The organism is Aromatoleum evansii (assembly GCF_012910805.1).
Taxonomy (GTDB): domain Bacteria; phylum Pseudomonadota; class Gammaproteobacteria; order Burkholderiales; family Rhodocyclaceae; genus Aromatoleum; species Aromatoleum evansii.
The window spans coordinates 1-12,042 of record NZ_WTVK01000052.1 but is presented as its reverse complement, the minus strand read 5'-3'; the positions used below and the strand labels follow the sequence as shown (position 1 = coordinate 12,042).

Here is a 12,042-nt window from a genome sequence, read left to right as displayed (position 1 = left end):
GTGGAGCGCGAATTGACCGTCATGAGCCGCGAGTGGTGCCACTTGTGCCATGACCTCGTCGATCGGCTGTTGCCGCTCGCCGCCGAACTCGGATGGGACGTGCGCGTCGTGGACGTAGACGCGGATCCGGCGCTTGAAGCCAAATGGGATGAACTGGTTCCCGTCGTCCTCGCCGGTGATACCGAGCTGTGCCATTACCATCTGGACGAGGGAGCGATCCGTGCCTATTGCGGGCGTTTTCCGCTAGAATCCGCCGCTTAGCCGATTCAACCGAAACTTATTAGGTGCCGCGAGGCACCTTTCTTTTGTTGGCGCATGCAACACATCCGAAACTTCTCCATCATCGCCCACATCGATCACGGCAAGTCTACGCTGGCCGATCGCCTCATCCACTATTGCGGCGGACTCTCCGACCGCGAGATGGAGGAGCAGGTTCTCGATTCGATGGACCTCGAGCGCGAGCGCGGGATTACGATCAAGGCGCAGACCGCCGCCCTGCAGTACAAGGCGAAGGATGGCCAGGTCTATAACCTCAACCTGATCGATACTCCGGGACACGTCGACTTCTCCTACGAGGTGAGCCGTTCGCTGTCGGCGTGCGAAGGCGCACTCCTCGTGGTCGATGCGTCGCAAGGCGTGGAGGCGCAGACGGTTGCGAACTGCTACACCGCGATCGAGCACAACGTCGAGGTCGTGCCGGTCCTGAATAAGATCGACCTGCCCGCCGCGGATCCGGACAACGCGCGCCAGGAGATCGAGGACGTCATTGGCGTCGATGCGTCCGAGGCGGTGCTGTGTTCGGCGAAAACCGGACTGGGCATCGAGGATGTGCTCGAGACCGTGGTGCGCCGCGTTCCGCCGCCCAAAGGCGATCCCGCCGCGCCGCTGAAGGCACTGATCATCGATTCGTGGTTCGACAACTACGTCGGTGTGGTGATGCTGGTGCGCGTCGTGGACGGCGTGCTGCGGCCGAAGGACCGGATCCTGTTGATGGCCACTGGCGCGCAGTATCCGTGCGACCAGGTCGGCGTGTTCACGCCGCGCTCGGTTGCGCGTACCGAGTTGTCCGCCGGCGAGGTGGGGTTCATCATTGCCGGCATCAAGGAACTGCAGGCGGCGAAGGTCGGCGACACCGTGACGCTCGCGAGCCGGCCGGCGGCTGAGCCGCTGCCCGGCTTCAAGGAGATCAAACCGCAGGTGTTCGCGGGCCTTTATCCGGTCGAGTCGAGCGAATACGACCAGTTGCGCGATTCGCTGGAGAAGCTGCGCCTCAACGACGCGTCGCTGCAGTTCGAACCGGAAGTCTCGCAGGCCTTGGGGTTCGGCTTCCGCTGCGGCTTCCTCGGGCTGCTGCACATGGACATCGTGCAGGAGCGCCTCGAACGTGAATTCGACATGAACCTCATCACCACGGCACCTACCGTCGTGTATGAGGTGGTGATGAACAGCGGCGAAGTGATTCATGTCGAGAATCCGTCCAAGCTGCCCGACCTGTCGAAGGTCGCGGAGATTCGTGAGCCCATCATCACGGCGACGATCTTCATGCCGCAGGAGTATGTCGGTCCGGTGATTACGCTGTGCAACCTGAAGCGCGGCGTGCAGGTTGACATGCGCTACCACGGCCGCCAGGTGCAGCTGATCTACGACCTGCCGATGAACGAAGTGGTGATGGACTTCTTCGACAAGCTGAAGTCGGTGTCGCGCGGCTACGCGTCGCTCGACTACGAGTTCAAGGAGTACCGCGCGGCCGATCTCGTGAAGCTCGACATGATGGTCGGTGGCGAGAAGGTCGATGCGCTGTCGGTGATCGTGCACCGCGCCTCGGCGCAGTACCGTGGCCGCGAAGTCGCAGCGAAGCTGCGTTCTCTGATCCCGCGCCAGATGTTCGACGTCGCCGTTCAGGCGGCGATCGGCTCGCACATCATCGCACGGGAGACCATCAAGGCGCTGCGCAAGAACGTGCTCGCGAAGTGTTACGGCGGTGACATCTCGCGGAAGAAGAAGCTGCTCGAGAAGCAGAAGGAAGGCAAAAAGCGCATGAAGCAGGTCGGTAACGTCGAAATTCCGCAGGAGGCCTTCCTCTCCGTGTTGCGGGTGGACGAAGGCAAGTAGGCGGTGGCGCCCTGTTGGGCGCCGCGTTGAATCGCGACGAAACGGAGTCTGTGTGAACTTTGCGCTGGTGTTGTTCCTGCTGCTGGTGGCGACAGCGATCCTGTGGGTCATCGATCGTTTCTACGCCAAGAAGCGTCGCGCTCCCGGCACCCCCTCGCCTTGGTGGGTCGAGTATGGCGCGAGTTTCTTTCCGGTCATCCTGATCGTGTTCGGCCTGCGTTCGTTCATCGTCGAGCCATTCAAGATCCCGTCCGGATCGATGATCCCGACGCTGCTTGTCGGCGATTTCATCCTCGTGAACAAGTGGACCTATGGCATCAGGCTGCCGGTGATCAACAAGAAGATCATCGACGTCAATTCGCCCAAACGCGGCGACGTGATGGTATTCCGCTACCCGGCCGATCCGTCGATGGATTACATCAAGCGCGTCGTGGGCCTGCCGGGTGACAGGATCGAGTACGTGGACAAGCGCCTGCGCATAAACGGCGAAGCCGTGCCGATCACCGGGCAGGACGATTATCTTCACCCTGATCGTCTGTACTACTCGCCGCGTTTCCAGGAAAAACTCGGCGCGGTGGAGCATTCGGTGCTGATCGAACGCGACGTGCCGCCCTTGGTGCCGCAGGTGCTCGATTATCCGCATCGGGAGAACTGCACCTATACTACGTCCGGCGTGCGTTGCACCGTACCCGAAGGGCATTACTTCGTGATGGGTGACAATCGCGATGCGAGCAGCGACAGCCGCGTCTGGGGGTTCGTACCGGATGAGAACATCGTCGGCCGGGCGTTCTTCATCTGGTTCAACTTCAACGACATGAAACGGATTGGCGGGTTCCACTGATACGGAGACGGCATGCGGATGATGAAATGGCAGCGGGGCGTGAGCCCCATCAGCGTACTGGTTGTCGGCGGCCTTCTGGGTTTCGTGCTGCTGATCGGCTTTCGTGCAGTTCCGGCGGTGAACGAGTACTTCGCGATTCAGCGCATCATCAAACTCGTGGCTGATGAGGGCGACGGCGGCGCGTCGATCGCCGACATGCGCCGGAGTTTCGAGCGCCGAGGGCAGATCGACGATGTGGTCACGGTCACCGGGGCCGATCTCGACATTCGCAAGGATGGCGGCAAGGTCGTGATCGACGTCGAGTATTCGCGCCAGGTGCCGGTGGTGGCCAACGTTAGCCTGCTGATCGACTTCAAAGCGACAACGACCGGACGATAGTGGCAGTCAATCTCGACCGCCTCCAGCGGGGCCTTGGGTATCAGTTCGGGAAGCGCGCGCTGCTGGAGCAGGCGCTCACGCACCGCAGCTTCGGCCAGCCCAATAACGAGCGGCTCGAGTTTCTCGGCGACAGCATCCTCAATTGCGTCGTCGCGATCGCGCTTTTCGAGCGATTCGGTGAGTTGCGCGAGGGGGAGATGTCCCGCCTGCGGGCTTCGCTGGTTTGCCAGGACGGCTTGCACCGCATCGCCCGCGAGCTGGAACTCGGCGAGTACCTGCGCCTGGGCGAGGGCGAAATGAAGAGCGGCGGGTTCCGCCGGCCCTCCATCCTCGCCGACGCAATGGAGGCCACTTTCGCGGCGGTGTTCCTCGATCAGGGCTTCGACGCGGCCAAGGCCGTGATCGATCGCCTGTATGCACCGCTGATCGCAGAGATCGATCCCCGCGTGGCCGCCAAGGACCCGAAGACGGCGCTGCAGGAGTACCTGCAGGGTCGCCGACTGGCGCTCCCGACCTACACGACGGTGAAGGTGCACGGCGAGGCGCACGCGCAGGAATTCGAGGTCACCTGCGAGGTCAACGCGCTGAAGATCCGTACCACCGGGCGCGGCGCGAGTCGTCGCGCCGCCGAACAGCAGTCGGCCGAGAACGCGCTGGCGCAGTTGAGGAAGTCATGAACGAGAATATTGGCCCGGAAAGCGGGCCCACCGCCGCGCCCGAAGGGTTCCGCACGGGATTCGTTGCCATCGTCGGGCGGCCCAACGTCGGCAAGTCGACGCTGTTGAACCGTCTGATCGGGCAGAAGATCAGCATCGTTTCGCGCAAGGCGCAGACGACGCGCCATCGCGTCACCGGAATCCTGACGAACGATGAGGCGCAGTTCGTCTTCGTGGATACGCCAGGCTTCCAGACCAAGCATCGCAATGCGCTCAACCGTTCGATGAACCGGACGGTGTCGCAGGTGCTCGCGGACGTGGATCTGGTGCTCTTCGTGATCGAGGCCGGCCGCTTCGGCGAAGATGACCGCAAGGTCGTCGAGGTGCTGCCGAAGGAAGGGAATGTGGTGCTGGTCATCAACAAGGTCGACCGGCTTGCCGACAAGACCCAGCTGCTGCCTTTCATCGCGCGCGTGAAGGACGCTTATCCGTTCACCGAGATCGTCCCGCTCAGTGCCGAGCGTGGGACCAACGTCGAGCAGTTGCTGCGGGCGGTGACGCCGCTGTTGCCTGAGGGGGCGCCGATGTACGGCGAGGACGAGGTCACCGACCGCAGCGAGCGGTTCCTCGCTGCCGAGTTCCTGCGCGAGAAGCTTTTCCGCCTGCTGGGGGATGAGCTGCCCTACGGCATTGCCGTGGAGATCGAGAATTTCGAGACGGAAGGCAATCTGCGCCGCATTCATGCCGCGGTGGTCGTCGACCGTGCCAGTCACAAGGCGATCGTCATCGGCAAGGGGGGCGAGCAGCTCAAGCGCATCGCCTCGGAGGCGCGTGTCGAACTCGAGCAGCTCTTCGACGGCAAGGTGTTTCTCGAGGTGTGGGTCAAGGTCAAGAGCGGCTGGGCGGATGACGAGCGCGCCCTCAAGAGCCTGGGCTACGAATAAGACCTGCGGACGCGTGCCGTCGTGAGCCAGAAGCAGCGCGTCGACGGACAGCCGGGCTTCGTTCTGCATACCCATCCCTGGCGCGAGACCAGCCTCATCGTCGAAGTCTTCTCGCGCGACTACGGCCGCGTTGCGCTTGTGGCAAAGGGCGCAAGGCGCCCGATGTCGGCGCTGCGCGGCGTCATCATGGCATTCCAGCCGCTGCTGCTGGATTGGTCGGGCGGCGGCGAGGTGAAGACGCTCGTGCGCGCCGAGCGCTGCGGCGGCCAGCCCCTGCTGGTCGGTCGTGGGCTGATGTGCGGCTACTACCTGAACGAGCTGTTGGTGCGGCTCACGGCCCGCGAGGATCCGCATCCCGTGCTGTTCGACGCCTACGCCCGCGCGATTGCCTGCCTCGGTCGCGGCGAGCCGCAGGAGCCGATCCTGCGTCGCTTCGAGCTCGCACTGTTGCGTGAGTTGGGCTACGGCATCGGTCTCGCTGCGGAAGGCGACTCGGGTGAGCCGCTCGATCCTCGCACGGACTACGTCTATATAATCGAGCGCGGCCCGGTGCCGGTTCCGGAAGGGGCGGGCGATGCAGCGGCAACGAGCGGCCAGACCTTGCTCGACATGGAGCACGACGATTTCTCTCGCCCCGAAACGCTGGCGCAGAGCAAGGCCTTGCTGCGCATGCTGATCAATCATTATCTCGGCGGTCAGACGCTGCAGTCGCGCCGGGTCTTAAAGGAGTTGCTGGAGCTGTGATCGAACTCGGCGTGAATATCGACCATGTGGCGACGCTGCGCCAGGCGCGTCGCACCTGGGAACCGGACCCCGTGTGGGCGGCCGTGGAGGCACATCTGGGCGGCGCTGACGGCATCACCGTGCATCTGCGCGAGGACCGACGCCATATCCAGGACGAGGACGTGCGCCGCCTGCGCGAGCTGACGCAGGTCAAGCTCAACCTCGAGATGGCGGCGACCGACGAGATGGTCGGGATCGCGTGCCGGCTCAAGCCCGAGATGGCGATGCTGGTGCCCGAGGGGCGGCACGAGGTGACGACCGAAGGCGGGCTCGACGTCGTCGCGCAGGAGGAGCGGTTGAAGGGCGTGGTCGGACGCCTGGCCGATGCCGGTATCGTCACCAGCGTATTCATCGACGCGGAGATTGCGCAGGTCGAGGCGGCCGCGCGCATTGGCGCGCGCGTGTGCGAGATCCACACCGGGCCTTACGCACATGCCTTCCATAATGCGGGACGGGACGGCGAAAGCGCGTCGGTGCTGGCCGAAATCGCGAAGATACGCGATGCGGGCGAGGCGATCCGGGGCTTGGGCATGCGCTTCAATGCGGGCCATGCGCTCAACTACTACAACGTGCAGCCGATCGCACGGCTCGCGGGCGTGCGCGAGCTGCACATCGGCCACGCGATCGTCAGCCGGGCGGTCTTCTCGGGCATGCGCGAGGCGGTGCGCGAGATGAAGCGCCTGATGCGCGAGGCTGCGGGACAGGGCTGCTGAGCGTCCGCGGATGATTCACGGCATCGGTACCGACATCGTCCAGATCGCCCGCCTGGGTGCCGCGCTGGAGCGCAACGGCGAGCGCTTCGCCACGCGCATCCTCGCGATCGGCGAGGAGCGCGACGGCTTCAGGGCGAGCCGCGATCCGGCCCGCTTCCTCGCGAAGCGTTTCGCCGCCAAGGAAGCCTTCGGCAAGGCCCTGGGGACGGGGGTTGCCGTTCCGGCGACGCTGCATGCGGTGCGGATCGGGCACGATGGCCTTGGCAAGCCGGTCTATATGTTCGACGAGGGGCTCGCCGCCTACATGCAGGAGCGCGGCCTCAGTGCGCACCTCACGCTGAGTGATGAAAACGAATACGTGGTTGCGTTTGCGCTGATCGAGAAGACATGAATTCGACGACTCAAGACAAGTTGCGCCTGCCGCTCGGGCCGGTGATGCTGGATGTTGCGGGCACCGCGCTCACGGACGAGGAGCGGGAGCGACTTTGCGACCCGCTGGTCGGCGGGGTGATCCTGTTCGCGCGCAACTTCACCGGATCGGAACAGCTTTCCGCGCTGACCGCCGAGATCCACGCCTTGCGCGAACCGGCGCTGGTGATCGCGGTCGACCACGAAGGCGGGCGCGTGCAGCGTTTCCGCAGCGACGGTTTCACGCGCCTGCCTTCGATGCGCCGGCTCGGGCAGATGTGGGCGCGCGACCACGTGGCCGCCCTGGATGCGGCGCGCGCCGTCGGCTTCGTGCTCGCGTCCGAACTGCTCGCGCACGGTGTCGATCTCAGCTTCGCGCCGGTGCTCGACCTCGATTACGGCTGCAGCCGCGTGATCGGGGACCGCTCCTTCCATCGCGATCCGCAGGTCGCCGCATCGCTCGCCCAGGCCCTTGCCGCGGGCATGGCTGAGGCGGGGATGGGCTGCGTGGGCAAGCATTTCCCGGGACATGGTTTCGTCGAGGCGGATTCGCACCTCGAGATTCCGGTCGATGAGCGCGTCTTCGACGCGATCTGGAACGAGGACATCGCGCCTTATCGCCATCGCATCGGCCGCCTGCTTTCCGGCGTCATGCCTGCGCACGTCATCTATCCGAAGGTCGATCCGAATCCCGCCGGCTTTTCGCCTTTCTGGCTACAGGACGTCCTGCGCGGGCGCGTTGGCTTCAAGGGGGTCGTGTTCAGCGACGACCTGACGATGGAGGGGGCTGCCGTGGCCGGCGATATCCTCGCTCGTGCGAAGGCGGCCTATGCGGCCGGCTGCGACATGGTGCTGGTGTGCAATCGCCCGGATCTGGCCGCGGATCTGCTCGACCGCTGGGTTCCCGAGGTGCTGCCGGAGAGCCGGGTGCGGATCGCGGCCTTGCGTGCGCGTCCGCAGTTCGGCGATGCATTCGCGCTCGAACTGAGCCCGGCCTACCAGCAGGCGCGCGGGGCGATCGTCGAGATTCCCGAAGAGCTCGCCTGAGCCTTCGTCCGCTTCCGAGCCTGCCGGCAATGAGCGAGCCCGCCGCGCCTTTCGATGCCAAGACCTTCCTGAAGACGGTACCCGAGGAGCCCGGCGTCTATCGCATGATAGGCGCCGAAGAGCGCGTGCTGTACGTCGGCAAGGCCAAGAACCTCAAGCGGCGGGTGTCGAGCTACTTCCAGCGCACCCAGCCCAGTCCGCGCATCGCCATGATGGTCGCGCAGATCCGGCGCGTCGACGTGACGGCGACGCGTTCCGAGGCCGAGGCGCTGATCCTCGAAAACAACCTCATCAAGAGTCTGGCGCCGCGCTACAACATCCTGTTTCGCGACGACAAATCGTATCCGTACATCGAACTCTCCGGAGACGGGTTTCCGCGCCTGGCCTACCACCGGGGCGCCTTCGCGAAGGGCGCCCGCTACTTCGGGCCGTTTCCGAACGCTTACGCCGTGCGCGAGAGCATCCATCTGCTGCAGAAGACCTTCCAGCTGCGCACCTGCGAGAACTCGGTGTTCCAGAACCGTTCTCGCCCGTGCCTGCTGCACCAGATCAAGCGTTGCACCGCGCCGTGCGTCGGCCTGATCGACAGCGAAAATTACGCCGCCGACGTGAAGCTCGCGGCGCGTTTTCTCGACGGACGGGCCTCCGAGGTCATCGACGACCTGACGGCGCGCATGCACGCCGCCGCCGAGCGCCTCGCCTTCGAGGAGGCGGCGGCAGTCCGCGACCAGGTGCGCGTGCTGCAGGCGGTGCTGCAGCGGCAGTATGTCGACAGCCGCAGGGACGAGGACGTCGACATCATCGCCGCGGTCGAGGAGGGCGGACTGACCTGCGTGAATATCGCGATGGTGCGCGGCGGCCGCCACCTCGGCGATCGTCCCCAGTTCCCGAGCGCCGCGGCGGGCTGCGGCGCGCTCGACGGCGCGCTGGCCTTCGTCGAGCAGCACTACCGCGACCACGGCATGCCGGCGCGCCTGCTGCTCAACGTCGCGCTGGAGCCGGTCAAGGCGCTGATGGCGGAGATCAGCGACAAGCCCGGTGCAGCGGTGACCCCGCGCAGCGCTGCCGAGAAGGCATGGATGGAGATGGCGGAGAACAATGCCCGGCTCGCGATCGTCGCTCGCGCGCGCGACACCGGGCGCAGCGAGGCACGACTCGAGGCGCTGCGCGAGGTGCTCGACCTCCCGGAGCCGCCGCGCCGGGTCGAGTGCTTCGACATCAGCCACACGATGGGCGAGGCGACGGTCGCGTCCTGCGTCGTGTGTGTCGATGGCGCGATGAAGAACTCCGAATATCGTCGCTACAACATCGCCGGGATCACCGGCGGCGACGATTTCGCGGCGATGCGGCAGGTGCTCGAGCGCCGCTACGGCAAGGTCGCCGCGGGCGAGGGATTGTGCCCCGACCTGATCCTGATCGACGGTGGCAAGGGGCAGGTGAGTTCCGCGCTCGAGGTGCTCACCGAGGTCGGGCTCGAGTCGATTGCGATGGTCGGCGTCGCCAAGGGCGAGGAGCGCAAGCCGGGTCTCGAAACGCTGATCTTCCCGGACGGGCGTGCGCCGCTGAACCTCGCTTCGGATCACCCGGCGCTGCACCTGATCCAGGAAATCCGCGACGAGGCGCACCGTTTTGCGATCACGGGTCACCGCGCGCGCCGGGCCAAGGCGCGCATCGGTTCGCGCCTCGAGGACATCCCCGGCGTCGGCGCGACCCGGCGGCGCAACCTGCTCGCGACCTTCGGTGGGCTCGACGGCGTGCGTGCGGCGACGGTCGAAGACCTATGCCGCGTCGATGGCGTGAGCCGAAAGCTCGCCGAAGCGATATACAATGCGTTGCACTAGCCATGCAATTGTCGCAATTCCGTCATCTTTTCAATGCAGATCAACATTCCGAACTCGCTGACCTGGGCGCGCATCGCCCTGATACCGCTCTTTGTCGGCGTTTTTTACCTTCCGGAACAATGGCTCGATGCGCAGGAAAAGAATCTTGCCGCGACCCTGATCTTTATCGTTGCGGCGGTGACGGACTGGTTCGACGGTTATCTGGCGCGCGCGCTGAACCAGACTTCGGCCTTCGGCGCCTTTCTCGACCCCGTCGCCGACAAGCTGATGGTTGCGGCGGCGCTGATCCTGCTCGTTCAGCTCGCGCGGGTCGATTCGATCATCGCGGTGGTGATCATCGGGCGCGAGATCACGATTTCCGCGTTGCGCGAATGGATGGCGCGCATCGGGGAGTCGGCGGGCGTGGCGGTGGCGTTCGTCGGCAAGCTCAAGACCGCGGCGCAGATGACCGCGATTCCCCTCCTGCTGTATGACGCACCGCTCTTCAACCTGAACGTCCGGCTGTTCGGCGAGATCCTCATCTACATCGCGGCGGCGCTGACGCTGTGGTCCATGGGCTATTACCTGCATCGCGCGATGCCCCATCTGGCGAACGACGGAAGCAAGGCGCGGCGTACCGGCTGATGCTGGGCAGGGGCATCGTCGCGCGGTAGAATGCCCAGCCCTCGCGGGCCGGGATGGTGAAATCGGTAGACACAGCAGACTTAAAATCTGCAGCCCTTGGGCGTACGGGTTCGACCCCCGTTCCCGGCACCACGCGACAACGGGCATGCGTTCTTGCCCCAGTCCGGAATTCCACGTGATCGTTCTCAACCTCAGCTGCGACCAAGAGCACCTGTTCGAGGGCTGGTTTGCCTCGTCGGCCGCTTACGACGAGCAGCGCAAGCGCGGACTGGTGTCCTGTCCGGTGTGCGGATCGACCACGATTTCGCGGCGTCCCAGCGCGCCGTACGTGAATACAGGGGCGTCGGCCCCGGTGCCGGTGACAAGATCCGGCTCTCATGTCGGTGCGGGAACGGCGCGAGCGGCCCCGGCAGCCCCCGATGCGGTTGCGGCGGCGGTGGCGATGCTGCGTCGTCTCGGGCGCGAGTCGGAGGATGTGGGAGAGCGCTTTGCCGACGAAGCGCGTCGCATCCATCATGGCGAGAGCGAGGCGCGCAACATTCGCGGCCGCGCCACGCGCGACGACGTTAGCGAGCTGATCGACGAGGGCATCGCCGTGCTGCCGCTGCCGGCGGACGAGGATCTGCACTGAGAGGGCGCGCGCGCCGGATGGTCGTCAGCAGTGCGCCTGGATCAGCGGGATCCACATCTCGTCGGGCGAGAGCCCGCCGTGCACGCCTATCATCGCGTGTTCCTGCTCGCCCGGAACGTGGTCGCGAATCGTCCAGCCCGACTCCATCAGCAGTGCATGCGTCCCGATCCGCTCCCGCAATCGCCGATGCGGCTTGCCCGGACCGAAGAGGCCGAGGCCGATCAGGTCGTCCGAGCGCGCGACGGTCGCCTTGCCCGTCAGGCATTCGCGTGCCAGGAGCTCGAAATCGCGCTCCGCTCCATGGCGCACGGCGCAAAAGGCGGTACGCCGTTCGCCGAACAGGGGTGTGCTCAGCATGGTCTGCAGTTCGGGCAGGGTCGTCAGTTCGATCACGCGTTCCGGTGGCGAGTCGATGAAGCCGTGATCGGCCGTGAGGACGACGTCGGTACCGCTCCCCTGCAGCCGTTCAAGAAGTTGCCCGAAGGCCGCGTCGATGCGCCCGAAGTGCGTGACGACCTCCGCCGAGTTGCAGCCGTAGGCGTGGCTGAGTCCGTCGAAGGTCGGGTAGTAGGCATGGACGAGAACGGGGTGGTTCGCGTTCCCCCGGATCGCCCCCACGATCGTGTCTATCATCCCCTGCAGGCCCTTGTAGCCCAGCGTGCTTGCTCCGCGGCTATGGCGCCGCGAGTAGGGCGAAAATGCCAGATCCTGGGGCGAGACGAAGATTGCAGGACGTTTGCGGCGCTGGAAAAGCGTGCGATAGGCGAATAGCCGGGGGACTGCCAGCGGACCCCGCAGCGGGGCGCCGCCGCGCTGGATGGCGGGCAGCGGCGCAATGACGCCGCCGAAGCGCCGGTCGCGGATGAACCAGCCCGTCAGGCCGTGGCGTGCGGGTGCGAGGCCCGTCATCGTGCAGGTGACGGCACTCGCAGTCGTGCTGGGGAACACCGAGGTGAGGCGATCCGTCCGGTGCGTCAGGAGACTCCCGCCGGCGCCGGTACGCTGCAGAAACATATCGCCCATGCCGTCGACGAGGATGAAGACCAGCTTGCGCGGGGCGGCGT

General features: G+C 65.4%; 14 protein-coding genes and 1 tRNA gene. 14 read left to right on the top strand and 1 reads right to left on the bottom strand.

Annotated features, from left to right (window positions below; all coding sequences use genetic code 11):
• From GO615_RS21355 to GO615_RS21290, 14 genes are all read left to right on the top strand, one after another.
• A complete protein-coding gene (locus tag GO615_RS21355) occupies window positions 1-261 on the top strand; it encodes a glutaredoxin family protein (protein WP_339380099.1) in 261 nt (86 codons plus the stop codon).
• A gap of 54 nt (window positions 262-315) precedes the next feature.
• Complete coding sequence (gene lepA / locus GO615_RS21350) at window positions 316-2,112, top strand: translation elongation factor 4 (RefSeq protein ID WP_169131834.1); 1,797 nt, start codon at window positions 316-318, stop codon at window positions 2,110-2,112.
• Window positions 2,113-2,164: 52 nt separating this feature from the next.
• Complete coding sequence (lepB, locus tag GO615_RS21345; RefSeq protein WP_169131832.1) at window positions 2,165-2,953, top strand: signal peptidase I; 789 nt, start codon at window positions 2,165-2,167, stop codon at window positions 2,951-2,953.
• 12 nt (window positions 2,954-2,965) lie between these two features.
• Window positions 2,966-3,331: a DUF4845 domain-containing protein gene (locus GO615_RS21340; protein WP_169131830.1), complete on the top strand. Its 366-nt coding sequence runs from the start codon at window positions 2,966-2,968 to the stop codon at window positions 3,329-3,331.
• Complete coding sequence (rnc, locus tag GO615_RS21335) at window positions 3,331-4,008, top strand: ribonuclease III (RefSeq protein WP_169131828.1); 678 nt, start codon at window positions 3,331-3,333, stop codon at window positions 4,006-4,008. Before GO615_RS21340 ends, rnc begins: the two co-directional genes overlap by 1 nt.
• The gene (gene era, locus GO615_RS21330) at window positions 4,005-4,931 is read left to right on the top strand and encodes a GTPase Era (protein ID WP_169131826.1); all 927 of its coding nucleotides are present in this window, start codon (window positions 4,005-4,007) and stop codon (window positions 4,929-4,931) included. Before rnc ends, era begins: the two co-directional genes overlap by 4 nt.
• A gap of 21 nt (window positions 4,932-4,952) precedes the next feature.
• The gene (gene recO / locus GO615_RS21325; RefSeq protein ID WP_339380098.1) at window positions 4,953-5,675 is read left to right on the top strand and encodes a DNA repair protein RecO; all 723 of its coding nucleotides are present in this window, start codon (window positions 4,953-4,955) and stop codon (window positions 5,673-5,675) included.
• Window positions 5,672-6,427: a pyridoxine 5'-phosphate synthase gene (locus tag GO615_RS21320; RefSeq protein ID WP_169131824.1), complete on the top strand. Its 756-nt coding sequence runs from the start codon at window positions 5,672-5,674 to the stop codon at window positions 6,425-6,427. Before recO ends, GO615_RS21320 begins: the two co-directional genes overlap by 4 nt.
• Before the next feature lie 10 nt (window positions 6,428-6,437).
• The gene (acpS, locus tag GO615_RS21315) at window positions 6,438-6,818 is read left to right on the top strand and encodes a holo-ACP synthase (RefSeq protein WP_169131822.1); all 381 of its coding nucleotides are present in this window, start codon (window positions 6,438-6,440) and stop codon (window positions 6,816-6,818) included.
• Window positions 6,815-7,882 carry a beta-N-acetylhexosaminidase gene (gene nagZ / locus GO615_RS21310; protein WP_169131820.1) on the top strand — a complete coding sequence of 356 codons (1,068 nt, stop codon included), beginning with the start codon at window positions 6,815-6,817 and terminating at the stop codon, window positions 7,880-7,882. The genes acpS and nagZ overlap by 4 nt, the downstream gene beginning before the upstream one ends.
• Window positions 7,883-7,911: 29 nt before the next feature.
• A complete protein-coding gene (gene uvrC, locus GO615_RS21305) occupies window positions 7,912-9,723 on the top strand; it encodes an excinuclease ABC subunit UvrC (RefSeq protein WP_169131818.1) in 1,812 nt (603 codons plus the stop codon).
• A gap of 33 nt (window positions 9,724-9,756) precedes the next feature.
• On the top strand, window positions 9,757-10,347 hold the full coding sequence (pgsA, locus tag GO615_RS21300; protein WP_169131816.1) for a CDP-diacylglycerol--glycerol-3-phosphate 3-phosphatidyltransferase: 591 nt from the start codon (window positions 9,757-9,759) through the stop codon (window positions 10,345-10,347).
• A 47-nt stretch (window positions 10,348-10,394) separates the two neighbouring features.
• Window positions 10,395-10,479: transfer RNA gene (locus tag GO615_RS21295), tRNA-Leu, on the top strand.
• A gap of 43 nt (window positions 10,480-10,522) precedes the next feature.
• Window positions 10,523-10,978: a DUF1178 family protein gene (locus GO615_RS21290; protein WP_169131814.1), complete on the top strand. Its 456-nt coding sequence runs from the start codon at window positions 10,523-10,525 to the stop codon at window positions 10,976-10,978.
• A 24-nt stretch (window positions 10,979-11,002) separates the two neighbouring features.
• Here GO615_RS21290 and GO615_RS21285 read toward each other — a convergent pair.
• The coding region (locus tag GO615_RS21285; RefSeq protein ID WP_169131812.1) for an alkaline phosphatase family protein at window positions 11,003-12,042 on the bottom strand (1,040 nt) is incomplete at its 5' end.

Bases quoted from the DNA above. Each gene is read 5' to 3' on its own strand.
- lepA (WP_169131834.1), top strand. From the start codon at position 316: ATGCAACACATCCGAAACTTCTCCATCATCGCCCACATCGATCACGGC.
- GO615_RS21340 (WP_169131830.1), top strand. From the start codon at position 2,966: ATGCGGATGATGAAATGGCAGCGGGGCGTGAGCCCCATCAGCGTACTG.
- era (WP_169131826.1), top strand. From the start codon at position 4,005: ATGAACGAGAATATTGGCCCGGAAAGCGGGCCCACCGCCGCGCCCGAA.
- acpS (WP_169131822.1), top strand. From the start codon at position 6,438: ATGATTCACGGCATCGGTACCGACATCGTCCAGATCGCCCGCCTGGGT.
- nagZ (WP_169131820.1), top strand. From the start codon at position 6,815: ATGAATTCGACGACTCAAGACAAGTTGCGCCTGCCGCTCGGGCCGGTG.
- uvrC (WP_169131818.1), top strand. From the start codon at position 7,912: ATGAGCGAGCCCGCCGCGCCTTTCGATGCCAAGACCTTCCTGAAGACG.
- pgsA (WP_169131816.1), top strand. From the start codon at position 9,757: ATGCAGATCAACATTCCGAACTCGCTGACCTGGGCGCGCATCGCCCTG.